This is a genomic window from Micromonospora sp. DT228, from assembly GCF_049841595.1.
GTDB lineage: Bacteria > Actinomycetota > Actinomycetes > Mycobacteriales > Micromonosporaceae > Micromonospora.
The window spans coordinates 437,171-460,347 of record NZ_JBNCKO010000004.1; the positions used below are offsets into that span (position 1 = coordinate 437,171).

Consider the following 23,177-nt stretch of genomic DNA (forward strand, 5'->3'; position numbering starts at 1 on the left):
CGGAATCGGGTCGAGTCGGGGATACTCTCGCCGTGCGCAACGACCTCGACCAGATCGAAGCGGCATTCGTCGGCACGCCACTTGCCGGTCTGCCGATCGGGCACGGCCCGTCGGGCACCATCCTCGTCGCCGACGTCGACCCCGAGCGCCTGCGGGAGGCCTGGCAGGCGGCCGACGCACTGGTGCCGGTCACCGGACGGCTGCCGGTTCTGGTCACCGACGACTTCGACGACATGATTGCCATCCGGCCGGAGCCCGAGCGGGGTCCGTCGACGTCGGAGCTACACGCGTTCGTCGAGGCCGCGCGGTCCTCCGAACCCTGGCTGGCCTACCGCCACCACGGCGACGACCACGTGGCCGACGAGGGTGAGATCGAGTTCCACGCGCGCGGCGTGGCCGGTGTCGACCTGTCGGCCCTGGTGTCGGATGTGGTGCTGCCGACTCCGGTCCCCGAGTTGGAGCGGACGCTGTACGAGCGACTGCTCACCGACACCGACCTGCACGCCCGGGTGCTGGACAGCGTGCGGTTGGTGACGCAGTTCGACTACTGGTACGCGCCGGACAGCGTTCTGCTCATGCTGCTGCCCACGAGCGACGTCCGCGGTTGCGCGTACTGGGTGGACTTCTACGGTGCGCTGACCCTGGCGGACCAGCAGCGGCTCGCCGAGGTGCTGGCGCAGTGGCGGCACCAGTGGGACGCCCGGCTGGTCGCGTCGTGGGGCACCATGCTCCAGTTCCAGGTGGGTCATCGCCCGACGCCGGGCGACGACGCGTGGGCCGCGGCCGGCCAGCTCAGGGCACTCGCTCCGAACCTTGAGCTGAGCCGGTGGGAGGTCGCCGTCGCCCTGCCCGCCGGAGACGCGTGGTTCGTGCACAACCGCCCCTGACGTTGATCGACTCGTTCTTTCTGAAACCGGGGTGTCCGGGCTCGACGGACACCCCGGCTTCAGCGAAGCTGGCGCCGAGGTCCTGGTTCAGGACCCGACGGGGACGCTTGTCGTGGTGCCGTCGGCACCAATGACACGTACGTCGGTGGCGGCGGCGGGTAGGAGTGCCGCGTCGCGGCCGGCGTCCTGCCACTGCCCGTCGCCGACCCGGTAGCTCAACGCCGATCCCTCAGCGGCGACGAAAATGCCCTGGTTGTCGGGCAGTCGTAGCCGCACCGGCAGCGGCGCCAGCCAGTCCGCGGTCGTGCTGGCGACCGCTTCGAAGGGCAGGTCCTTGCCGGCGAGCAGGGCGATGGCCCGGGTCGGGTCGTCGTCGTACTGGATGGTTTCCACGAGCAGCCGCCGGCCGTCGGGGGTTGCCCCGTAGACCGACAGACGGGGAGATCCGTTGTGCGTGTGTATGCCCACCGGGTCGAGGTAGCCGGTGAGGGCTTCGGCTGACGCGCTCACCTGCTCGGCAGCCGGGTCGCCGCCCCACACCTGCTGCGTGCCGGGCAGCGTGTGGCGGAACAGCGGTGACGCCGGCCGGTCCTGGTTGTCGGGCGTGAGGATCAGTTGCGTGTTGTAGATGTGGATCGCGTTCGCCCGGCTGACCGGCGTCCGGGCCAGCGCGACGGTGAGCTTCGTGCGCTGCGGCGCCACCGACAGCACCGCCGCGCCGTCTTGGAACGCCACCGGAGTGAAGGTCCGCTCGACCCTGCCGTCGGGCAGATACCGCAGGTCCGCCGAGAACTCCACCTGCTGCCCGAAGTCGAGCACCAGGAGCACGTCGCGCTGCGAACCCAACAGTGCGGCCTGCTCGAGGCCATCCGTTCCGGAATCGTCAAGTCGCGTCAGGGTTTCGACGCGTGGGCCGTCGGCGGTGGGTTCGACGAACCCGACAGATCTGTCGTTCGTGGTGTCCCCGGCGACGTAGGCGGCCGGGCCAGCGGGTGTGTTACCGGCCCAGACGACGTGCGGCTCGCCGCGCATCCCCTCACCCATCTGCTTCAGTTGGCGCTCCCACGCCTCACGGACCTGCCGCAGGTACCCGTCGTCGGCGGCCAGGTCACCGCGGGTGGGCTCGTGGAACAGCGGCACGGCGGCCGGCGCCCCACCTCCGTCGTCGGCCAACCGGAGCCCGCCGGCCACGGGGAGGGCCACGACGGCCACGCAGACAGCCGCCAACACGGCCCGGCGGCGCACCGCCCGCCGCTGCCCACCCCGGCGTACCGCACCCAGCAGCCCCGCCGGGACGGCCAGGTCATCCGTCGCGCGACGCAGGATCTCGCGCACCTCACTGTCGTTCATTGTCATCGCGAACTCCTGGATTCAGTGATGGGCATGGCGAGACCTGTCTCCGCGAGCGCCTCCCGCAGCCGGGCCAACCCACGCGAGGCGTGACTCTTCACCGCGCCCGCGGAGCACCCCATCGCCGCCGCGACGTCGGCGACCGGCAGATCTTCCAGGTAACGCAGCACGACCGCGGCCCGCTGCCGAGCCGGCAACGCCCGCAACGCCCCGACGACCAACTCGCGTACCGCGACGGCGTCGGCGTGGTCCCGGGCCACCCCGTCGTGGTCACCAAGCGCCCGCTCCGGACGCCGGGCACGCCAACGCCACCTGTTGATCGACCGGTTCACCAGCGCACGTCGCGCGTACGCCTCCGGGCTGCTCCGCACCCGCCGCCAGCGCACGTACACCTGCTCCAACACCTCCTGGAGCAGGTCCTCCGCCGCGTGCCGATCCCCGGTCAACAGGAAGGCAACCCGCAGCAGCACCACCGACCGTGTGCGAACGAAGTCATCGAACTCCGCCCCACGCGAATCACTCATCGGACCTCCCGGGCCTCGTCAACAAGCAAGACACCGCGTCGGCCCGCGCGGTTTACCGGTCCGGCGATTCGCTTGACCGCCGGGTTTCGCCGCCTGTCGCTTTCGGGTAGCGGATGGTTCATGAACCGCAATCTCGTCAAGGCACTCCAGGTTGCCTGGGGCATGCCGGAGTTTCGCAGCGGGTTGTGCCACCTCATCGATCTCGAGGAGGTGGCGGTACTGCTGGCCACGCTGTCCGTGGCGGATCATGACCGCGAGGTCGAGCGCAGCCTGGTGAACCTGCTGCGCTCAGCCCTGGACACGCTCGAGATTCGGGAAGCCGTGTTGCTGCTGCTGGAGCAGGACGAGGTGCGCCGGCCACTCGTCGCGGCCGCGGTGGAGCCGCTCGCCGACCGCCCGGGTCAGGCTGCCGCCATCGCCTCGGCGGCCGACGATCCCGCAGTACGGCGGGAGCTGCGAGCCGTGCTGGACAGCTCCACCGTGCGCGAGTTGATCTGGCAGGCACTCGACAACCAGGCACGCGACAACAGGTTCGGCCTGATCCGCCAGGTGGCCGTGCTGTTCGTGCGGCATCCGAGCGTCCGGCGGCTCGTCTGGGCCGCGCGTCGGCACGGCGTGTTGCGCGAACTACGGCGCAAGCCCTGATCCGCGTGCGGACGGCGGGCATCCGTGAGCCGGCGGCCCCTCATTCCGGCAGGCCGAAGTGCTGGGTGAGCGAGGCGCGCAGCGTGGCGGGGTCCCCGGCGGACCAGGCGACGAAACAGTCGGGGCGCACGAGCAACGCGGTCGCGGTCGTGCCCTCCAGGGGGCCGGTGATCACGTCGACCCGGTCTCGCCACGGCGCGGCGACCCCGCCGTAGGCACCCGTGGAGTCCAGCAGCAGCGGCCGGGCGGAGCGGGTCAGCTCGGCCAGGCGCACCGGGCCGTGGTCACCGTGCACGACCACGTCGGGTGCGTAGCGACCGGCCAACGGGTCCGCGGGGTCGGCGGGGTAGCGGATGTCCGCGCCGGACATCAGCGCCGCGATGTGCCCGGTCACCTCCGGCTTGCGCAGCAGTTCGGCGAAGAGTTCCCGCAGGCCGGTGATCTCGTCGCCGGGGCCGGTGAGCGCCGACTGGGCCTGGGTGGACATGACGACACGTTCGGCGACGGGGCGACGCTCGCTCTCGTACGTGTCGAGCAGACCCTGCGGCGCCCAGCCGTGGACGGTCGCGGCGAGCTTCCAACCCAGGTTGACGGCGTCCTGGAGGCCCAGGTTGAGGCCGGGACCGCCCATCGCGGGGTGCACGTGCGCGGCGTCGCCGACCAGCAGCACCCGGCCGGCGCGGTAGCGGGCGGCGATGCGGGTGTTGCCACCGGCCAGCCGCCGCAGCAGGCCGGGGCCGTCCGGTGCGCCGACCGGGACGTCGACGCCGAGCACCCGGGTGACGCTGGCGCGTAGCTCCGGCAGGCTCATCGGGGTCTCGTCGCCCGGTGGCGTGTCGGGCCACTCCGTCGTGCTCAGGATCGCCGGACGGCCGGGAAACGGGGCCCAGACGATCAGACCGCGTGCGGTGCGGGTGTGCTGGAACGGCGGGACGACGCCGTAGCCGGGGACGCGCAGGCCGCCGGTCTCGGGATCGAGGGATGACGCGGGAACGGTCACGGTGGCGGTGCGGGAGACCGACAGGTCATTCGTGACACCGGGGAAATCGATGCCGGCGAGGCGGCGCACCGCGCTGCGGCCACCGTCGGCGCCGACGAGAAAGCGGGAGTTGAGCCGCGTACCGTCGGCAAGGCTGACCTCGACCGCGTCGGGGCGTTGGCGGAGGTCGACGACCTCGTGGCCGCGGCGCAGGTCGACGCCGAGCTCGGCGGCTCGGGCGGCGAGGGCGGCCTCGAGGTGGGCCTGCGGCACGCCGAGCGCGTAGTGCGGGTTCTCCGCGAGCATCGTGAGGTCCAGCGGGAACGCGCCGAAGACGAAGGCTGGTCGCGGGCTCGGCGGGGTGCTCTCGCCGCTGAGTCGCGCGTAGAGGCCACGCCTGTCGAGCAGGCGGACGACCTGGCCGACGAGGCCGTTGGCGCGGGGCTCGCCGGTGGGCGTGGCGTGACGTTCGAGGACGACCGGGTGGACGCCGGCGAGGGCCAGTTCGCAGGCGAGCATGAGGCCGTTGGGGCCGGCCCCAACAATGAGGACATCGATCATTGCCGTGATCCTTTTCGGGTGTGCGTCATCGCCAGGGCAGGCGCGGCGCGCGGCCGGCCCACCGCGGGGTACGCGGCTGAGGACGTGGGTGAGGTGGTGCGTGAGCCGAGGTCGGGCGTCAGCGGGGCGGTGCCGGGAGGCCGGCGGCGAGCTGGGTGAAGGCGTCGGTGATGAGGCGTTCGATCGGGGTGGGCGGGTCGGCGCTGTCGAGATAGTGCTGCATGGCGACGGCGACGGCGGCGCTGGCGGCGGCCGCGACGAGCCTCGGATACATCTCGGTGGCGAGGTCGGTGCCGGTGCGCTCGGCGACCGCAGCGGCCAACTCGGCCTCGGCGACCGCCACGGCGCGCAGCCGCTCGCCCTGTAGCGCGGGCTCGGCGAGCATGGTGCGAACGCCGGCCACCCACTGGGCGTGGGCCGGGGATGGCATCGCCTCGACCTCGGGGCCGCGGGTGAACTGCTCGAGCGCGGCCTGGGTGAGCGCCGCCCAGAGCGGCTCGTCGGCGGGGCGTTCGCGAAGCGCGGCGGCGGTGCGCAGACTCCGGTCGAGGTGGCGGGAGGCGATCGCCTCGGCCTTGCTGGAAAAGTAGTTGTTGAAGGTGCGTGGGGACACCCCGGCCGCCTCGGCGATGTCCTCCACGCGGACGTTGTCGTAGCCGCGCTCCGCGGTGAGATGGATCGCGGCCCAGCCGAGCGCCGCCCGCGTCTCGGCCTTCTTGCGCTCCCGCAACCCCGTCATGCCCCCACGGTAGCACTACTTGCGTGGCACGCAAATATGCGTGCCACGCAAGTAAGCTTGCTACCGGAGCGGCTGCACGCGGCGACCCGGGCGCTCGTCGCCGGAACGGGTCCTAGTAGGTGAAGCTCCAGAGGAAGTAGAAGCCCGGAGCGTTGGGGCCGTACTGGCGATACTCGCAGTAGTACCAGCTCCACAGGCCGGTCCGGACGCCCTCGCTGCCGTAGCTGTTGCAGAACTGGCCGTCGGAGTAGACATTGCGCAGCGTCCCGCCCTGCGGGTCCGCCGCGGCCGGAGTGGCGCCGGTTCCGACCAGCCCACCCAGCGCGAGCGTCGCCGCCGCCACCACCAGGGTCGCCCATCTGCGTCCGCGCATGAAGTCTCCTCCCACCACCGTCCGCGGCAGACCAACGCTCCCCATCGAGCCAGGGGCCTGGACATCGAAGGTTGTGAAAGTAAGGCGTGCATGGACGCGCGTGAAGCGATTCCCGACAACGGGCGACGCCACCGCGATCCGCCAGCGTGATCTCCGTCGAACGGGCAACCGCCCTGGCCACGCGGGGTCGGCTGGCGCGGCAGTTGGCGACCGCCGATCAGGCGCATCGCCGGCAGCGGCCACCGTGAACCTGCCGCAGCTCTTCTCGAACAAGGGCGCGAGCAGGCGGCAGGGGTCAGGCGCGGTCGACGAGGTCGAGTCCGGTCAGGTCGGCCGAGAGCGCCCAGAGCCGGGCCGCCGTACCGCTGTCGTCGGGGCTGCCGTCGGTGACCTGGCAGTCCACGCAGTAGTCGCCGCCGTACGAGTCGAGGTGGGGTGACGTGGCGGCCCACACCTGGGTCGCCGCGCCCTGCTCGACGGTCTTGAACAGGCCCGGCGCGGGAGTTCCGTCCACGTCGATCCAGCCGGCGGCGACCATCTCCTCCACCGCCAGGTGTCGTTGCAGCGGAGTCTGGATGTAGCCGGGGTTGACGGAGAAGGCGCGGACCCCGTGCGGTCTGCCGAGCAGGCCGAGGTGGCGGGCGAACAGGATGTTGGCGAGCTTCGACTGGGTGTAGGCCTCCCACTTGTCGTAGCCGCGCTCGAACTGCACGTCGTCCCACCGGATCCGCCACGACGGGTCGCGCCCGGAGGCGACCGAGACGACACGGGCAGCACCGGAGGCGGTGAGCGCGGGCCACAGCAGGTTCACAAGCGCGTAGTGGCCGAGGTGGTTGATCGCGAACTGCGCCTCCCAGCCGGGTCCGACCCGGGTCTGGGGGCACGCCATGACCCCGGCTCCCGCGACCAGGATGTCGAGGACGGGACGGCTGCGGAGAAACCGTTCGGCGAACGCGCGGACGGAGGCGAGGTCGGCGAGATCGACCTGGTCGACCTCGACCCCGGCCGCGCCGCCGAGTGCCTGCTGTGCCGCGTCCGGTCGGCGAGCGGGGACGACGACCCGAGCCCCGGCCCGGGCGAGCGCGCGGGTGGTGGCCAGTCCGAGACCGGAGTAGCCGCCCGTGACGACGGCTGTCCTGCCGCTGAGGTCGACTCCGGCGAGGACGTCTTCGGTCGTACTGTGGGCGCCGAACATGGCGTGGGTCGTGTCGCTGGTCATGTCAGCGAAGCTAGGTGCTGGACCGCGGTCTAGGTCAACGGGTTACGGTCGGCACCGTGTCGGACAATGACCTGAGCATCGGACAGGTGGCGCGGCGTACCGGGTTGAGCGTGCACGCCCTGCGGCTCTACGAGCGCAGGGGCCTGTTGGCAAGCGAGGTGCGGCGGGACGGGTCCGGCAGGCGTGTCTACAGCGCCTGGGACGTGGAGTGGCTGGCGAACTGCGTGAAGTTCCGCGCCTCCGGGATGCCACTCGCGACGATCAGCCGCCTGGCCCAGCTCGTCCGCGAGGGCAGCGGCAACGAGGCCGAACGGCTCGAGCTGCTCCGCGAACACAGGCGTCACATCACCGAGCAGCTCACGCGGCTGGGCGACTGCCTCGATCTCGTGAACGGCAAAGTGGCCAGCTACGAGGAACACCTCGCCGCCGGCGCGACCGGAGATCCCTGGCAACAGCAACCCCGGACCACGGCGCAGGCCGAGAGGTACGCGCTGCCCGTCCCCGAGAACCTCCGACACCAGGGCGACGGCGCAGAATCTCGGGGTGAGTAGCCGCAAGGAAGTGTTGCAGGGCAACGTCCGTGGGCCAGGATCTGGACCGAGGACGGTCCCTACTGGCTGGCAACCGCCGACTACCTCGACGCTCACCGCGACGCATGGCGGGCAGGGCTGGAGTGATCAGGGTGGACCCGGCTGATCGACGTCGGCCGGGACCGCGAGGATCGCTCGCGGGGTGGGAGGATTTCGACGTGGCAGCCGAAGCGCCGCGCACCGCGCAGCAACGGAAGCAGGACACGCTCACCCGCCTCGGTCGCGACCTGGACGCGTGGGTCGCCTCAGCGGACCGGGAGGGCAACGCCCACCTGGTGCCGCTCTCCTTCCTCTGGGACGGCGGGGCCCTGACCCTGGCCACCGCCGAGTCCAGCCCGACCGCGCGCAATCTGCGTGCCTCGCAACGAGTGCGGATGTCGGTCGGTACGACCCGCGACGTGATACTCATCGACGGCACCGTCGAGACGTTCTCGCGCGAAACCGTACCTGTCGATCTGGCCGACGCGTTCGCCGCGAGGCTCTGGGACGCGCGCGTCGGCACCACCCGCTACGCGTACTTCCGAGTGACACCTCGCCGGATACAGGCGTGGCGGGAGGAGAACGAGATCGCCGGTCGTGACCTGATGCGTGCCGGTCACTGGCTCGTCTGACCGCTCAGATCCGGGGCCCGGCCGAGAGGACGTCGAGTGCTGACACCACCACGACCACGACGACGGCGACGCCGGTGGCTGGCGATGGGTCTGGGCGCCCTGTTGCTGGCGGTGGGCGCGGCGTTGGTTTCGGCGTACCCGTCGGTCGTCGCCACCACCTGCCCCCGTTGCTACGGGCTGGTGCCGGTGCGGGACGGCCTCTACGCCGAACGCGGGTTGTCGAACGCTGACCGGCAGCCTCTCGTCGAGGTGTACGACGACGCGAACCAGCGAGTCGATGCCTTCTACCGGGGACGCAGGAGCCGTCCGACAGTGCTCGCCTGTGTCACGGCCGGCTGCTACGACCGGATCGGTGGTGGCGGTGAACGGGGAGTGGCCGTCCTCAACCGCGGCGAACACTTCCCCGCGCTCGTCGACGGTTGACCTGCGGAGGGGCTGCCGGACCGGCCTCCCCGCACCCGGGCGGTTACCGGAGGTGGCGTCGCATCCACACAAGTGTGGCGTCGGCGATCTCGCGCCAGCCGCTGTCGATCGGCATCGAGTGCCCGCGGTCGGCGAACTCCTGGTAGTCCGTGACCGCCGAGGAGGCGCGGTATCGCTCGACCGTGGCCCTGACGACGGCCGCGGGCGCACTGTGGTCCTTTCCGCCGGCCAGCATGAGCAGTGGTCCCCGGGCCGCGTTGGCGGCGTCGATGGTGGCCGGTGAGCGCCGGGAGAGGTTCGCGGACACCAGCTCGAAGACCGGCCTGCCGGGTGATGGGATGACCCACTGCCGGTACAGCCTGTCGGATTCGGTGGTGGTGAGCGCGTTGCCGTGGCTGTATCGAAACTGTCGTGCGGTCGGCGACAACGCCCGCCGCCGGTTGGCCGGGTTGCGCAGCAGGGGCCAGCCCACCGGAATGCTCGACGGCGCACGGTTTGCCACACCTCTGATCGGTGGAGGTTGCAGCGCCACCGCCGCCACGGCGAGATCCTGATCGAGGAGGCGCTGGGCCACCAGGCCGCCGGTCGAGTGGCCGACGACGACCGGCCGTGTGCCGAGCGTGCCGACGATCTGCGCGTAGTGCGCGACGATGTCATCGATGCCGGTGCCGGCGACCCGGTCCGGCTCCTGCCGCGCTTCCGCGACCGTGCTCGGCTCCCCCGGCCAGCCCGGATTCAGCGGGGCAAATCCCGCCGTCCGAAACAGCTCGACCCAACGGGCCCAGGACGCGGTGTACAGGAACATGCCATGGACGAAAAGCACAGGCGTGCCTGTCGCTGCCATCTCTTCCCCTCCCGTGGGCGTCCGGACCAGAAGCCGCGGCGCTCCACCGCCAAAGGCGGTGGCGCGGCCTCGATCACGGGTGCCAGGTGGCTACCTTACGAACCGGCGCGGCCGGACGTCGTCCCCCAGCCGAGGGATCACCTCCCGCAGGCGGGTGCCGGTGGGCACGGCCCGCGGCGTGCCGCACGGCAGATCCGGAGGTACGCGTCAGGTCGCGCCGGCGAGGTGAGCCGTACGCTCCTGGACATGCCTGACGTCGCGGCGCGATTCGCCCAGCTCGCCGACGAGTACGAGTCCCGGAAACGGGAGGCAACCGCGCTCGTCGCGTCGTGGGACTGGTATACCTGGCCGGGTCTTGATCTGCGCCCGTTGCGCTTCGAGCGGGACCTGCTCAGGCCCGGGCGTCGCCTGGAGGCCCGTCCGCCGGTGGATGCGGACGTCCTGCGGCTCGGGTTCGATGCCCAGGGCCGGGTGGCAGTGGTCCAGGAGTACAGCGGCTTCCTGCACGGCCGCCTGTACTACGAGACGTTCTTCCGCCACGGCCACGAGGTTGTCGAGGCAGCGCACTTCGACACGGACGGCCCGATCTACCTGCACCAGTACCGCTTCGAAGATGGGCTGATGCGCGCGGCGAACATGGTCGCGCGGCACGGCTCGGGGCGCGAGACGTACACGTACACCGATGGGCGGATCAGTCGCGTCGAGATCGAGCACCATGGCCATCCATCTGCCATCCTGATGGCCGAGCATGACGAGCTCGGCCTGCGCGCGCTCGTCGAGGTCGCCGGCAGAAGGTCGCGGGAGCTGTACGTCCGGCCCCCGGCGGGGTTCGACCTCGACGCGGCGTGCCGCGCCCTCGAAGACGAGTTGGTGGCCCTGATTCCGGACGCGGCGGCGCTGCTGCCGGTCGACGACCCGGTCGCCTGTCTCGCCCTCAGTTATGCCGGGCCCGCGCAGCTGTCGCTCGGCATCAGCGCCGCCACCACCGACGAACGGGACGAGCTGCGCACGGTGGAAGCCCGCGCTGCCTGGTCGCCGGCGGACTTCGACACCAGCACCGACATCGACCTCGGGCCGTCGCGGCTGATACGGCAGGAACTCGCCCTACTCGACGCGGACGACCCCGACGTCTCGGCCGGATCCGAGACCCTCCGGCGACTGATGTGCGCGGTCGCGGCTCGGCTGAACCTGCGCGACTGGTCGGCCACGCTGCCGGTCACCGACGATTTCGTGGTGTACGCGGTCGACCTCGAACTGGTTGACCTGGAAAAGAACCTGACCAGTTGCCTGCCACCGGACCGGCTCGCCCTGATCCGCGAGCGGGGCCTGCTGTAGCGGTTCGCTCCCCCGCCGGACTTCTTACCGAACCATGACGTGCCCGGCGGCCGTTGACCGTTGAGCGGTCGTCGGCCCGTACCGACTGGGGACAGCACATCACCGGAGCCGCTTGCGGCTTTGAGGAGATTCCGATGAACCGCAGAAGAAACGGGACCGCGCTGGTCCAGACCCGGCCGGTCCGGCTCGCCATGGCCGTGCTCGTGCTGGCGGCCACCGGTGCGCTCACCGCCACCTTCGTCTCCAGCGGCGGCAGGGGCACCGCGGATGCCGCCACCAGCCTGGACCAGTTCGTGCCCATCGAGAACGTGCCGCCGAACGTGCCGAACCCGAGGCCGGCCGCCGGTGCGTCGACAGGCCGGTTCACCGTCGACTGCGGCACGAACGAGAACGGCAAGTTCAGCCCGGACAACCCGGTGGCCCAGCCCGGCATCCGCAACGGCGCCGAACACGTCCACGACTTCGTCGGCAATCTGGCCATCACCGCGAACTCCTCGGACGCCGATTTGGACGCCAGTGGCACCACCTGCCGCAACGGCGACAAGTCGTCCTACTTCTGGCCGGTGGTGCGCATCGACAAGACCGTCCGCAGCGGCAGACACGTCCAGCAGGCCCTCGCCCAGACCCAGCCGATGGTCGTCTGCCCCTCGGTCGGCAAGAGGCTGCGGGCCGTCCCCGCCTCGGCCCGCGACACCGTCGACCGCCTGCTGGCCGAACTGGAACGCCAGCAGGCCGCCGCGAACCAGCGGATGACCGCCAGCCGAGGCCGGATCGACGCCGCGTTCAACCGCGAGGTCGTCGACGCGCTGCGGGCCCGCCGGGCCGTACTTCTCAGGCAGATCAGCACCACGATCACCGCCGGCGGCGGCAACCAGCCCGGCCTGGTGTCGCTTGTGGATTGTGACGTCAGCTACGACGACATGCACGCCCGGATGCCCGACAGCGCCCACCGCGCGAGCGCCAGGGCCGCCCAGGCCGCGAATCCGCGGATTCAGTGCCCCGCCGTACGGGACCGGCTGCCTGGCGTACCCAATCGGGCTCTTGCCGAGGTGAACCGCAACCTCGACGACCTCGACCGGCAGGTCTCCGAGGCCAACGAACGCCTGGTCAGTAGCCGTGGCCAGGGCGGCCCGGCCTTCGTCGACAACGCCATCCTCGGACCGCTGCGCGCCAAGCGGGCCGCCGCGCTCGAGCGGATCGCCATCGCGATCGGTCGGCAGGGTGCCCGACCGCAGGGTCTCGACGCGCTCGCCGCCTGCAGGCTGGACCAGGCCCCCGCCACCCCGGCGGCACCGAGCAGCGCGCCCGGCACGGCAACCGCACTGCCCGATCCGCAGGGACCCAACTTCGAACTGCCCGGCAACACCGGCGGCATCGTCCGCCCCGCGCAGGTGCTGATCGAGTACCGCGGCAACCCCGTCGCCAAGGTGGTGCCGATGCCGAAGTTCCTCCGGGCCCTGACCGGCGACGCCAAGCCCACCAGCCGCGGTCCGGCAAACGCCCGTGCCACCTGGACCTGCTCGGGCTTCGCCGATCGGCTCTCCGACAAGTACCCGATCTGCCCCGCCGGCAGCCGGGTGCAGCGCGTGCACGACTTCCCCGGCTGCTGGGACGGCAAGAGCATCGACAGCGACAACCACCGCAATCACGTCGCGTTCGCCGACAGGGCCACCGGCGCCTGCCCGCAGGGCTTCCAGGCGATCCCGCAACTGCGCATCACCGTGGCCTACGACATCGCTCGCGGCGTGCAGGTCAAGGGCCAGTACGCCCTCGACTCCTTCCCCGAGGAGAACCACAACCCCTTCTCCGACCACAACGACTTCGTCAACGTCAACTCCGCCCAGACCATGCAACGCATCGTCACCTGCATCAACAAGGGAAAGACCTGCTCCTGACCCTCGGGGCGATCGCCACGATGCCCGTTGCCGGTCGTTCCGGTGACGGGTGTCTTGGCGGCGGGTATTCGTGGCCGGCCCTGCCGCCGTCGAAGGAGGCGCCGCATGACGAGATCACCCAGATTGTTGATGGCGCAAATTTCCACCGGCAATCTCGGGTCAATCCATCGATGTTTGTCGAAGTAAGTGTTCCGTCTACAACTACACCTCCCGTAACGCCGAGATCAGCTGGTCCTACACGTACCTCTCGGGGGCGCAGATGTCCGGCGTACTGTGCGCTCGCGCCGGCGAAGGAGGGGACCTGTATGTGCCCATGTTCGCGACAAAGGTGAGCTGGCAGACGCGCACCTGCTGACCCTCGGTGCCGGCGGTGAGCGGCGTGCGTGTCTACCGGGCCGCCAACAACACCGAATCGAAGCGGCTTGGCCGGATCATGGGCCTCGCGTCGCTCGCCGCCGCTGTCCTGCTTGTCGTAAGAGGCGTCGTCACGGACCATCTTTCGTGAGCTATTCCGTCGTCACCCCACCCGGCGGCCCTGGCTCACCGTGAGTCAGTCACTGGCCAGCCTCGGCGTCGCAGTTCGTCAACCACCGTGCCGGCACGAAGGGCCCAGAAGATGACCGCCCCGTCGTGGCCGTTTCGCGCAATTCTGATGCCGTCGGCCAGCACGGGGACACGGCCGAATCGGGAGATCGACACCAGGTTCGCGCGGGTGACACGGAACTCCCCGAACAGGGACGAGACTGCGAGATAACTCGTTCCCACACGGAGCCGAGCGAATGGCCACGTCGCGTGTTTGTCGCTCCGGTAGCCCAGCCTCCACGACCGCACATCGGAGTCAACGTAGGCAACGCCACCGCGCGTGCTGAACTCCCGGTCAATCATCTGCTGATCATCACTGACACCCGCAACATCCGGGCGTACGGCTGGCGCGGATGCGGGGCTTCCTGTTGTGCCGCGTACCAGAGTCGGGGCGGAAATCGACTCTCCCGATCGCTACACTCGCCGCAACGCCGGCACCGCCCGCAGACCTCAGCCTGCGCCAATCCCCCGACGAACGGAGACGCCTGTGACCCGCGACAAGGCGGCACCCCCCGGCATCGACCCCAGCATTCCCAGCGTGGCCCGGGTCTATGACTTCTTTCTGGGCGGCAAGGACAACTTCGAGGTCGACCGAAAGGTCGCCGAGCACGCCCTGCAAATCACGCCGGACGGGCCGGCGGCCGGCCAGGCGAACCGGGCCTTCCTGCGTCGGGTGATTCGCTTCCTGGTCGCCGAGGCGGGCATCGACCAGTTCCTCGACATCGGATCGGGGCTACCCACCCAGGGCAACGTGCACGAGGTCGCCACCGCGCACAACCCGAAGGCTCAGGTCGTCTATGTGGACAACGACCCGATCGTCCTGACACACGGCCGAGCCCTGCTCGCCGCGGAGGGCACCGCGACGGTGATCCAGGCGGACGTTCGGGCACCGCAGGACATCCTCCACCACCCGGACGTACGCCGGTTCGTGGATTTTGACCGGCCGATCGGTCTGTTGCTGTTCGCGATCCTGCACCACCTCGGTGACGACGAGGATCCGCGAGCGGTGGCGGCGGCGTTGATCGACGCGCTGCCCTCCGGCAGCTACGTGGCGATCTCGCACTTCCGCGACCCCGCCGAGCGAGACCCGGAGGGCTCCCGCAAGGCCCGCGAGGTCGAGCGGGTCTTCAACGAGTCGCTGGGCACCGGCCGTTGGCGTACCGACGAGGAGATCCTCTCGTTCGTCGATGGCCTGACGGTGCTGGAACCAGGACTGGTCCCGCTCGCCGAGTGGCGTCCGGAGCCGGATGCGCCCGCTCCGACGCAGACCGACACCTATCACACATTTGTCGGGCTCCTCGCCCGCAAACCGTAACCCCGAGGCGGTGCGGTCCGTCGGCGAGCGCGTGCCCCGCCGACGGACCCGCCGCGGTGGATCCGACCCCGCGCACAAGCACAGACCCTAGGTCCACTCGCTGACGTCCTGTTCGTCGTACGCCGAGAGTAGGGCCAGGATGGCCAGGCTTCCGCCGGGCCACTTCAGGGCACCCCAGAAGACGCGATACGACCCCAGACGACTGACGATCAGGCCGTCGGCTCCGACCTCGTGGTCCTCGGCGAGGCGGGGTGCTCGAGGGGAACATGGGTGGGCTTCCTCAGTGGTCTGGGCGGAACGCGTACCCGTGCTGTCCGTGCCTGGTCGGTCCTCGTCTGTGGTTCCTCCGGGCTTGTCACGTGCATTCCTGGCGGCGCCGCCGCCTCGATGGTGGACCGGCTCGTCGTGGCGGGGCCGCATCCTACGGCTGGGAGAATGGCCGTTCGGCAAGCGCGTCGACGTTGCGGAGCCGGGCGAATACTCGGTCCAGTGTGTATCCCGCCGTGAGCCCGAGCGGAATGAGCAGCCAGGCGAGCCGCCGAGTGGCCTCCGCGTCCAGCGGGTCAGGGTTGGTGAGGGTCTGCGAACCCATATACAGCATGGTGGCCAGGGTTCCGGCGCCCAAACCGCGGGCGAGCGCCCACGGAAGGTTGGGCTCCTCCCCGGAAGCGTCGTTGATGAGGGCGCCGGCGGCGGCTATCAGCAGTGAGCCGCCGATCAGGTATCCCACCGCCGTGAGGGTCGTCCCGGTGCCGTAGGCCAGGACCACGGTCAACAACGCCACGGCGATCGCTGCCGCGGCGACCAGGCCGTTCACGGTCCGCGCACGCCGGACGCGGGAGTGGTCCCGCCGTGCGGCCCGCTCCGCCTCCCGCATCCGGGAACGCTGCTCCGACAGGCTGGCGACCAGCTGCTCGGCCGCGTCGTCGCCCCAGGGCGCCGCCATCCGGCTGATCGCCTCGGGCGTGGCATCGTTCTGGTGTCGGTCGAGGTGCTGCCAGACGCTGAGCGCGGCGCCTCCGAAGTGGGCCATCGCGACGAGTGGGATGCGCCGGGCGACCGCCAGGATCCCGGCGATCCGGGTCGCCCGCCCGCCACCGACCACGATGAGGCCGTCAGCCTCGAACACGGCGCGGTAGTACGACACCTCCCACTCCTCGGCCGAGTCCGGTAGGACGCGCAGGACGTGCGTGAGATGCGGCGGAACATCGAACGACGCCACCCGGTCGAACGGCGCCCTCACCATGACGGTTGCGCCGTCCTCGACCCGCACCGCGGCCAGGTAACCGCGGACGACATCCTTCTCGATGTAGTTGTCACTGCTGGAGAAAACGATGAGATCGCACCCGGCTCGCGCCAACTCCCGGCCGACCGCCTCGCAGGCGCCGGGCACGAGGTCGATTTCCTTCATGTCCGGCGTGTACTCACGGTCCGGGTTGGCGCTACCGACGACGGCGATGGACGGACGCATCGGAATCTCCTCGGATGGGCTGCGAGGGGCGGACCGCTGATCGTACGCATCAGATCGCGGACGAAGAAGGACATGTCCTCGATCGGCACTACCCGCATCCGCTTTCGACATCGCTGTTCGGGATCGGTTTGACTCGAAGCGGCCGATCGGACAGGTTGGTCCGTACCCCACTGTCCTATTGAAACCTGGAGGCGACGTGGCCACGCAGACGACACCCGACGACTCCGCGGTCCCTATCGTCTCGTGCGACATCGTCGGCCACTCCGCAACCGTTGACATACAGGTTCAGGAGAGCCGCATCGCCGCCGTCAACCACATCGTCGCCGCGGCGATGGAGACCGCGGGCGCGGACAAGGCCGTATGGGCATCCGGTGGGGACGGTGGTCACGTCATCTTCTGTGGCAGCGGTTGGCAAAGTGCCGCGCTTGATCTTGTTGTGGCACTGCGCAGGTGGTCGATAAACGAGAAAGTTCCCTTACGGGTAACCGCGCATGCCGGCCCGGTGCGATTTCTGGCCGGCGCGGACGGCCGCCGGCAACCGGTAGGCGCCGGTATCAACACAGCGGGATGGCTCCTGAGCCGCGGGCCGGCCGCTGGCGTGTTGGTATCCCGCGCGTTCCGCCGGGCGATCGAGGACGCAGACCTTGCCACACGTGTTGTCTTCGATTGCGAGCGGAGGCTCCGCGACAAGAGTGGCCAGGAACAACACCTCGAACTCATGTCCGTTGGCGAGGACCGCTCGGCCTGGGACGACCCGACGGAGGAGGACCGCCGACGGCTGGGATCCGCGGAGAGAGTGGGTGCGGGATGGGAGAGCATCTACTGGGCAAAGCGCATCCTGCAGATTGACAGCAGCGATGGCGAGGCGGAGGCGGCGATTCGGAAACTGCAGCGCCGCCATCTCGGCTATCTCCGCGCAGAGGTACGGGGACAGCCGAACCCGTTCTTCGAACACCTCACACAGACGGATCTTCGCGACGTCATCCTGGCCGGCCAACTCGTCGAGCGGGCCTACAACGAATATATCTGCCGTACCGGCGACGGCGGCGAGACGATGTTCGTCATCCTGCGTGGCCAGGTGGGGGTCTACCTGCCCGGCAGAAAGGGCGACGCGGCGAGCCTGGCCCAACCGGATTTCATCCACGAGGAGGGTGAGATCGTCGGTGAACTGGCGTTCGCCATGTCGCGGCGCAGGACAGCCGATCTGGTCGCACTGACCGACACGACCCTGCTCACCTTCGACATCAAAGAGCTGAAAGCTCGGCTGCCCGCAGATGTGTGGACAAACGTACGCGCGTTCATGCGGGCACGAGCGCTCGAGCACGTCGGGCCGCGAGTCCAGTTCCTCGGAGGAAACGACAACTCCCGCCCCCTCGCTCGTGCAGGGCGCTCCTGGGAACACATTCGCGCAAAGATCGAGCAGCACTGCGACCTGATTCAGATCGAGCGTACGAGGTCAACGCATTTCGCGTACGACCTGGTGCGGGATGCCCACCGGAAGGAAGACACCCAGGGGCGCGGCGTGGAGGGCGATCCGAGCACAGGTCATGGCGCGTACCTGCTCGTCGGCGGACAACTGCGAGAGGCGACCCGGTCGGAACCGTCCGATCTCGACAGACGGCCGTTACCGGAAAGTGAGGGCTACCCGCTACTGTGGGTCAACCTACCCGGCACCATAGTCCTGCCGAAGCGCGAATTCCACATCGAGGAAGAGCCGGTGACGGTTCTTCACCTCCGTGAGAGCGGGCTCCTTGGCCTGGACGCCCAGCAGCGCGACGCCTTCTACCGAGATCTTCGCCTGACCGCCGCCAGTTGTTTCGAGTACGACGCGTTCATCTCGTACAACGGGGGCGACGCGGAAGCCGCTGATCGGTGGCAGAGCGCGTTGAAGGACGCCGGACTGCACGTGTTCCGCGACGTCCCGAGAACCGGCGAGGAATTCCCGCACAGAATAGCGGAGGCAATCCGCCAGTCTCGGGCACTCGTAGCGCTTGTGTCGCCCCACGTCATGGTGAAGCCCGAGACCGAAAACTGGGTCGTCAGAGAGATCAATGCGCACCGGTACTACTTTGATCACAGCCGCGTGTTCCCAGTCATCCTTCCCGGGGGCAACCACAAGAACATCGTGTCCGGCTACGCGCCAATCAAGGCGGATCGAGACGAGGCCGCCGCGATGACGCGGCTGATCGACGAGTTGAAAGGCCTGCGCGACGGCCTACGGGAGCCCCCGTACAGCCTCACCGAGAAGCCCGGAGCGCCGCACGCTTTCCTCAGCCCGCCCGCCGAGTGACACCGCTGCTCGCCACCGTCGCGACGCGCCGCTTCCCACCGCAGACGGGCGGGCTCGATCTCGGGTCACGCCTCCGGGGCGATCAGCCGGTCGTCGGTGGCGTCGCGGACCGTGATCGCCTCCACCGGGCACGACTCGGCGGCGTCGAGGATGACCTCGGCCGGGGCGACGACGTCGGCCAGCGGCGCGGACCGGCCGCCGACCACGTGGAAGTGCTCGGGCGCGGTGCCGGCGCAGATGCTCGTGCCGATGCAGCGGTGCGAGTCCACCCCGATCCGCCACGCGGTACTCACCAGGCCACCGGCATGCCGAGCAGGCCCCGCACCAACATGCCCCGCTTCCACTCCAGCTCGGCTTCCCCTACGGCGAGCCGCAATCCGGGCAGGCGGGTCACGAGGGTGGCGACGGCGACCTGCAATTCCATGCGGGCCAACTGCGCGCCGACGCAGTGGTGCACGCCGTGCCCGAAGCCCAGGTGCGGGTGCTGCTCGCGGTCGAAATCCAGCCGGTCCGGGTCGGCGAAGACGGTACCGTCCCGATTCGCCGACGACAGTGAGCCGAGAACCGGCTCACCCACCCGGACCAGCACCCCGCCGACCTCGACGTCCTCCTTGGCGTAGCGGGCGAAGGAGGAGCCGACGCCGAGCGGCACGTACCGCAGCAGTTCCTCGACCGCGACGGGCACCAGCGACGGGTCGGCCCGCAGCCGAGCGAGCTGGTCCGGATTGTGCAGCAGGACGTAGACGAAGTTGGGGATCTGGGTCACCGTGGTCTCGTGGCCGGCCGCGAGCAGCCCGCCGGCCAGCTCCACCAGCTCGGTCTCGCTGAGCCGATCCTCATTCTCGTCGCGGGCCCGCACCAACGCGCCGAGCAGGTCGTCGATCCCCGGCTCGCGGCGGCGCTCGGCGACCAGATCTCCGATGTAGCCCCAGAGGCTGTTCAGGTACTCCTGGATCGTTTCCATGGGCAGGCTGGTGGTCGAGACGATCGCCTCGGACCAGGTGTGGAAGCGGTCGCGGTCGGCGTACGGGATCCCGAGCAGCTCGCAGATCACCTGGATCGGCAGCGGCGTGGCGACGTGCTCCACCAGGTCGGCCGGAGGACCGAGTCGGACCAGGTTGTCGACAAGAGTGTCGGCGATCTCCTGGGTTCGGGGTCGCAGCGCCTCTACCCGACGTGCCGTGAACGCCTTCGCCACCAGCCGGCGCAGCCGAGTGTGATCGGGCGGGTCCATGGTCAGCATGCCGCTGTACTGCTGGCGTGGGGTGAGCCTGGGCTCGTCGCGCTGGACGGCCGGGGCCCGGCCGAACCGCGCGTCACCGAGGACGGTACGGACGTCCTCGTAGCGGGTGGCGAGCCACGCCTCCTCGCCGTAGGGGAGCTTCACCCGGGTCATCGGCTCGCTGTCGCGCAGCTCGCCGTAGGTCGGGTCGACGACGAGGCGGTCGGGCACACTGAACGGGTACGGCCGCGCGGGCGGAACGATTCGGCTCTCGGTGGTCTGTGCGCTCTCCGTCATTCGGATTTCCTTCGTCGAGACGGCGTGATCCTCAGGCCGGCACCACGTTCGTAGCGGCGCCGGATTGCCAGCGTCCGAGGTTTACGGACGGCGCACATCAACGCTCAGTGATTCGTCGATATCGGATCGTAGTGGCAGATGTCGATGATCGCCATGGCGGCCCTGCACGATGGGAACCTCGCTGCCGACCGGGTAATTTTCAGCCGTGACCGAGTACGGCACTCTGCTGCACGCCTACGGCCTCGCCGTGGACACCCCCGGCCATCTGGCGGCGCTCGTCGGCGACGACCCGGCGGCCCGCGCGGGGGCGCTCAAACACCTGTGGTCGGCGATCATCCATCAGGGGACACCGTGGACGGCGACCCCGCCGGCCGCCCTCTCTGTGGCCGCGCTCCTCGCGGACCAGCGGGTGGCCGATTCGGTCGTGCGTGCCGAAGTGCTCACCTTCCTGGCCGCGGTGGCCGAGGCGGGCAGCAGCGCGGACAGAGACCTGCCCGAGCCAGACTTCGACGTGGACGCCGCGCTGGCCCAGGCCCTCGCCGACGGCGACGAGGAGGGGATCTGGGAGGACGGGCGGCTGCAGGGCGCCCTCTACGTCCGGGCCGTACTCGGTTGTCGGCAGATCGTGCCGACGTTGCTGGCCACGGCCACCGCGGCGATGTCCGATCCGTCCCCGCAGGTCCAGACCGCGGCCGCGCACCTGATCGGCGCCTGCGGTGGGGTGACGCCTCTCGCCGCGGGGAATTGACCCGAGCCGTCGCCGACGACGGCACCGGGCCCGGAGCCGGTGGCTCCGGGCCCGGTCAGCCTCCCGACGCGGAGGGCCGGTACGTGTCGCTGGTCAGGGGCTGGTGCAGGAGAGGCCGCCGGGCGCCGTGCTGCTGCCGTTGGCCAGGAAGCCGAAGGTGGTCGAGGCGTTCGCGCCGAGAGACCTGTTGTAATCGGCGTTGCGGACGCTGACCGTCCCGCTGGTGCCGGTGTTGATGCCGTTCCAGACGTTGGCGATGGTCTGCCCACCGGCCAGCGTCATCCGTACGGTCCAGCCGCTGAGGGTGGTGGAGCCGTTGTTGGCCACGGTGACCTCGCCCTGGAAGCCACCGTTCCAGTTGTTGACCATCCGGTACGTCGCGCTACAGGCACCCGGCGGAGCGGTGGTCGGCGGAGCAGAGGTCGGCGGAGCACTCGTCGGCGGAGCAGACGTCGGTGGAGCAGACGTCGGTGGAGCGCTCGTCGGTGGAGCAGAGGTCGGCGGAGCGCTCGTCGGCGGAGCAGTGGTCGGGGTCGTCCCCGGCACGGTGGTGGAGGCGGCGTTGAGAGCGTTGAGGACTGCGGTGTACGCCGCCTTGGGGTTGCTGTTGCGGTCGAAGAGCAGCGGGCTCTCGTTGCCCCGCCAGGAGTCGCTGTCCCGAATGCCCCACGTCGTGATGCCCACGCAGCGGGGGACGTTCATGCAGGCCTGCGTCAGGCCCTGGTACTGGCTGGTCGAGGCGTTCGTGACGTCGGCCTCGGTCAACGCCACGTCGACGTCGAGAGCGGCGAAGCTGGACAGCGTCTGCTGGAAGTTGCCCGGCAGCGAACTGCCACCGGTGAAGTGGGTCTGGAGGCCAACGCAGTCGACCGGGACGCCGCGGGCCTTGAAGTCCCTGATCATGTTGTAGACGCCCTGCGTCTTGGCGTACGTCCAGTTCTCGATGTTGTAGTCGTTGTAGCACAGCTTCACGCTCGGGTCGGCAGCCCGCGCGGTCCGGAACGCCACCTCGATCCAGTCGTTCCCGGTGGCCTGCAGGTTCGACGACCGCCGGCTGCCGTTCTCGGCGTAGGCCTCGTTCACCACGTCCCAGTAGGCGAATTTGCCCTTGTAGTGGGCCATGACGCCGTTGATGTGGCTGATCATCGCGGCGCGCAGGGCGCTGCCGCTGAGGCTTCCCCAGAACCTGGGCTGCTGGCCGTGCCAGGCCAGGGTGTGACCACGGAACCGCATGCCGCGCTCGGTGGCCCAGTTGTAGATCGCGTCACCGCGACGGAAGTCGAACTGGCCCGGGTTGGGCTCGGTCGCGTCGGGCTTCATCTCGTTGACGGCCGTCATCATGTCGAACTCGCGGTTCGCGATGGTCAGGAAGCCCGAGTCGGTGAGACGGTCCGACCCCATGGCGGTGCCGAAGTACCGGCCGCTGCGCTCGGCGGCGGCCTTCAGGGTGGTCCCGGGCGGTCCGCTGAGATCGGCGCTGGCGAAGGTCGCCAGAGCCATCGAGGACACGGTGATCGCCAGGGCGCAGGCCCCGCCCAGAAGCAGTCTGTAGGCACCCCTGGTTCGGCGTTTCGGTTGCGCGGGTACGTCGTTCATCTGTGCTTTCTCCTCGGTGTTCTGTCTGGTCCATTGCGCTGGACCAGCACGCCGCAGGTGACGCCGAGCCGGCGTCAACCCAGCCGCGCCCGAATCGGTGGCCACCGCCGGCGGCCCGGTCCGCCCGGTGGATGGCGATCACTCCGCGCCGTACGCCCTGCGGAGTAACACTGCCCCGCCGCGATGCTATATCGAATCCATTCGATTTGCTTGGTCCATCGGCGTCCAGGCCGGTCCGTTGGCGTCCGCGCCTACCGTCACCCAACTGCTGGGATGGTCAACTAGGATCCGGTGACCACACCGGAGGGGTCAGATGGAGACATGGCGTGTCGTGGCGGCTGTCGTCACTGGCCCGGCGGTGAGCCTTCTGGGCGTCGCCCTGGCCACCAACTTCCGCGGCGTGACGGAGTGGCACATCCGGCGGTCGATGTCCGCCGCGGGCGTGCTACGGCGAGTTCCGCCGTGGCGCTGGCTACCAGACGCCCCGCACGAGGAGCGTCTGGCGCGCTTCATCCTGCTGGACCGGCTGGTCGGCATAGCCATCGCGGCGGGCGGCGTCATGATCTTGGCAACTGTCGGCTACAGCGTCTTGACCGGTCAGCCGCTGGATACGGTGAAATAGACGGCATCGTCGGACCAACCACGACCACGGAGCCCGACCACAGTCGGTGAGCTGCTGTT

At 69.8% G+C, this 23,177-nt stretch carries 24 protein-coding genes; 12 read left to right on the plus strand and 12 right to left on the minus strand.

All coding sequences use genetic code 11. The annotated features are described in order from the left end of the window. Nucleotides 1-32: 32 nt before the first annotated feature. Nucleotides 33-887 (plus strand): DUF4253 domain-containing protein, encoded by an 855-nt coding sequence (locus ACLQ29_RS11420; RefSeq protein WP_425771579.1) that lies wholly within the window; start codon nt 33-35, stop codon nt 885-887. An 87-nt stretch (nt 888-974) separates the two neighbouring features. On the opposite strand, the gene ACLQ29_RS11425 is transcribed toward ACLQ29_RS11420, so the two are convergent. Both ACLQ29_RS11425 and ACLQ29_RS11430 read right to left on the minus strand, forming a co-directional pair. Continuing rightward, nucleotides 975-2,243 carry a hypothetical protein gene (locus tag ACLQ29_RS11425; RefSeq protein ID WP_425771580.1) on the minus strand — a complete coding sequence of 423 codons (1,269 nt, stop codon included), beginning with the start codon at nt 2,241-2,243 and terminating at the stop codon, nt 975-977. Then, on the minus strand, nt 2,240-2,761 hold the full coding sequence (locus ACLQ29_RS11430) for a SigE family RNA polymerase sigma factor (RefSeq protein ID WP_425771581.1): 522 nt from the start codon (nt 2,759-2,761) through the stop codon (nt 2,240-2,242). The genes ACLQ29_RS11425 and ACLQ29_RS11430 overlap by 4 nt, the downstream gene beginning before the upstream one ends. 120 nt (nt 2,762-2,881) lie before the next feature. On the opposite strand from ACLQ29_RS11430, the gene ACLQ29_RS11435 reads away from it, so the two are divergent. After that, nucleotides 2,882-3,406 carry a hypothetical protein gene (locus ACLQ29_RS11435; RefSeq protein ID WP_425771582.1) on the plus strand — a complete coding sequence of 175 codons (525 nt, stop codon included), beginning with the start codon at nt 2,882-2,884 and terminating at the stop codon, nt 3,404-3,406. 40 nt (nt 3,407-3,446) lie between these two features. On the opposite strand, the gene ACLQ29_RS11440 is transcribed toward ACLQ29_RS11435, so the two are convergent. From ACLQ29_RS11440 to ACLQ29_RS11455, 4 genes are all read right to left on the minus strand, one after another. Next, the gene (locus tag ACLQ29_RS11440) at nt 3,447-4,946 is read right to left on the minus strand and encodes an FAD-dependent monooxygenase (protein ID WP_425771583.1); all 1,500 of its coding nucleotides are present in this window, start codon (nt 4,944-4,946) and stop codon (nt 3,447-3,449) included. Nucleotides 4,947-5,064: 118 nt separating this feature from the next. Beyond that, complete coding sequence (locus ACLQ29_RS11445) at nt 5,065-5,685, minus strand: TetR family transcriptional regulator (protein ID WP_425771584.1); 621 nt, start codon at nt 5,683-5,685, stop codon at nt 5,065-5,067. Nucleotides 5,686-5,797: 112 nt separating this feature from the next. Next, nucleotides 5,798-6,058, minus strand: coding sequence for a hypothetical protein (locus tag ACLQ29_RS11450; RefSeq protein WP_425771585.1), 261 nt, complete (start codon nt 6,056-6,058; stop codon nt 5,798-5,800). 295 nt (nt 6,059-6,353) lie between these two features. Next, nucleotides 6,354-7,277 (minus strand): oxidoreductase, encoded by a 924-nt coding sequence (locus ACLQ29_RS11455; protein WP_425771586.1) that lies wholly within the window; start codon nt 7,275-7,277, stop codon nt 6,354-6,356. 56 nt (nt 7,278-7,333) lie between these two features. Here ACLQ29_RS11455 and ACLQ29_RS11460 point away from each other — a divergent pair, with 56 nt between their 5' ends. The 3 genes from ACLQ29_RS11460 to ACLQ29_RS11470 all read left to right on the plus strand — a co-directional run bounded on the left by ACLQ29_RS11460 (nt 7,334) and on the right by ACLQ29_RS11470 (nt 8,901). Next, entirely contained in the window at nt 7,334-7,828 is a 495-nt protein-coding gene (locus ACLQ29_RS11460; protein WP_425771587.1) for a MerR family transcriptional regulator, read from the plus strand. A gap of 197 nt (nt 7,829-8,025) precedes the next feature. Then, nucleotides 8,026-8,478, plus strand: coding sequence for a pyridoxamine 5'-phosphate oxidase family protein (locus tag ACLQ29_RS11465; protein ID WP_425771588.1), 453 nt, complete (start codon nt 8,026-8,028; stop codon nt 8,476-8,478). 84 nt (nt 8,479-8,562) lie between these two features. Continuing rightward, the gene (locus tag ACLQ29_RS11470; protein ID WP_425771589.1) at nt 8,563-8,901 is read left to right on the plus strand and encodes a hypothetical protein; all 339 of its coding nucleotides are present in this window, start codon (nt 8,563-8,565) and stop codon (nt 8,899-8,901) included. Nucleotides 8,902-8,944: 43 nt separating this feature from the next. Here the strand turns inward: ACLQ29_RS11470 and ACLQ29_RS11475 are convergent, their stop codons facing one another. Next, nucleotides 8,945-9,745 carry an alpha/beta hydrolase gene (locus tag ACLQ29_RS11475; RefSeq protein ID WP_425771590.1) on the minus strand — a complete coding sequence of 267 codons (801 nt, stop codon included), beginning with the start codon at nt 9,743-9,745 and terminating at the stop codon, nt 8,945-8,947. Between the two features lie 246 nt (nt 9,746-9,991). On the opposite strand from ACLQ29_RS11475, the gene ACLQ29_RS11480 reads away from it, so the two are divergent. From ACLQ29_RS11480 to ACLQ29_RS11490, 3 genes are all read left to right on the plus strand, one after another. Then, nucleotides 9,992-11,080 carry a hypothetical protein gene (locus ACLQ29_RS11480; protein ID WP_425771591.1) on the plus strand — a complete coding sequence of 363 codons (1,089 nt, stop codon included), beginning with the start codon at nt 9,992-9,994 and terminating at the stop codon, nt 11,078-11,080. 134 nt (nt 11,081-11,214) lie between these two features. Beyond that, nucleotides 11,215-12,975, plus strand: a complete 1,761-nt coding sequence (locus tag ACLQ29_RS11485; RefSeq protein ID WP_425771592.1) for a DUF1996 domain-containing protein — start codon at nt 11,215-11,217, stop codon at nt 12,973-12,975. Between the two features lie 370 nt (nt 12,976-13,345). Further along, nucleotides 13,346-13,480 (plus strand): hypothetical protein, encoded by a 135-nt coding sequence (locus tag ACLQ29_RS11490; RefSeq protein ID WP_425771593.1) that lies wholly within the window; start codon nt 13,346-13,348, stop codon nt 13,478-13,480. A gap of 35 nt (nt 13,481-13,515) precedes the next feature. Here ACLQ29_RS11490 and ACLQ29_RS11495 read toward each other — a convergent pair whose 3' ends face one another. After that, on the minus strand, nt 13,516-13,860 hold the full coding sequence (locus tag ACLQ29_RS11495) for a hypothetical protein (RefSeq protein WP_425771594.1): 345 nt from the start codon (nt 13,858-13,860) through the stop codon (nt 13,516-13,518). Nucleotides 13,861-14,044: 184 nt separating this feature from the next. On the opposite strand from ACLQ29_RS11495, the gene ACLQ29_RS11500 reads away from it, so the two are divergent. Next, nucleotides 14,045-14,872, plus strand: coding sequence for an SAM-dependent methyltransferase (locus ACLQ29_RS11500; protein WP_425771595.1), 828 nt, complete (start codon nt 14,045-14,047; stop codon nt 14,870-14,872). 421 nt (nt 14,873-15,293) lie between these two features. On the opposite strand, the gene ACLQ29_RS11505 is transcribed toward ACLQ29_RS11500, so the two are convergent. Further along, a complete protein-coding gene (locus ACLQ29_RS11505; RefSeq protein ID WP_425771596.1) occupies nt 15,294-16,343 on the minus strand; it encodes a hypothetical protein in 1,050 nt (349 codons plus the stop codon). Between the two features lie 196 nt (nt 16,344-16,539). Here ACLQ29_RS11505 and ACLQ29_RS11510 point away from each other — a divergent pair, with 196 nt between their 5' ends. Beyond that, entirely contained in the window at nt 16,540-18,633 is a 2,094-nt protein-coding gene (locus ACLQ29_RS11510) for a TIR domain-containing protein (protein ID WP_425771597.1), read from the plus strand. Nucleotides 18,634-18,698: 65 nt separating this feature from the next. Here ACLQ29_RS11510 and ACLQ29_RS11515 read toward each other — a convergent pair whose 3' ends face one another. Together ACLQ29_RS11515 and ACLQ29_RS11520 are read right to left on the minus strand one after the other, a co-directional pair. Continuing rightward, complete coding sequence (locus tag ACLQ29_RS11515; protein ID WP_425771598.1) at nt 18,699-18,926, minus strand: ferredoxin; 228 nt, start codon at nt 18,924-18,926, stop codon at nt 18,699-18,701. Next, nucleotides 18,923-20,152 (minus strand): cytochrome P450, encoded by a 1,230-nt coding sequence (locus ACLQ29_RS11520; RefSeq protein WP_425771599.1) that lies wholly within the window; start codon nt 20,150-20,152, stop codon nt 18,923-18,925. The genes ACLQ29_RS11515 and ACLQ29_RS11520 overlap by 4 nt, the downstream gene beginning before the upstream one ends. A gap of 205 nt (nt 20,153-20,357) precedes the next feature. Here ACLQ29_RS11520 and ACLQ29_RS11525 point away from each other — a divergent pair, with 205 nt between their 5' ends. Next, nucleotides 20,358-20,900, plus strand: coding sequence for a hypothetical protein (locus tag ACLQ29_RS11525; protein WP_425771600.1), 543 nt, complete (start codon nt 20,358-20,360; stop codon nt 20,898-20,900). 93 nt (nt 20,901-20,993) lie between these two features. Here ACLQ29_RS11525 and ACLQ29_RS11530 read toward each other — a convergent pair whose 3' ends face one another. After that, complete coding sequence (locus ACLQ29_RS11530) at nt 20,994-22,496, minus strand: endo-1,4-beta-xylanase (protein ID WP_425771601.1); 1,503 nt, start codon at nt 22,494-22,496, stop codon at nt 20,994-20,996. Between the two features lie 313 nt (nt 22,497-22,809). On the opposite strand from ACLQ29_RS11530, the gene ACLQ29_RS11535 reads away from it, so the two are divergent. Then, entirely contained in the window at nt 22,810-23,118 is a 309-nt protein-coding gene (locus ACLQ29_RS11535; RefSeq protein ID WP_425771602.1) for a hypothetical protein, read from the plus strand. Nucleotides 23,119-23,177: the final 59 nt, after the last annotated feature.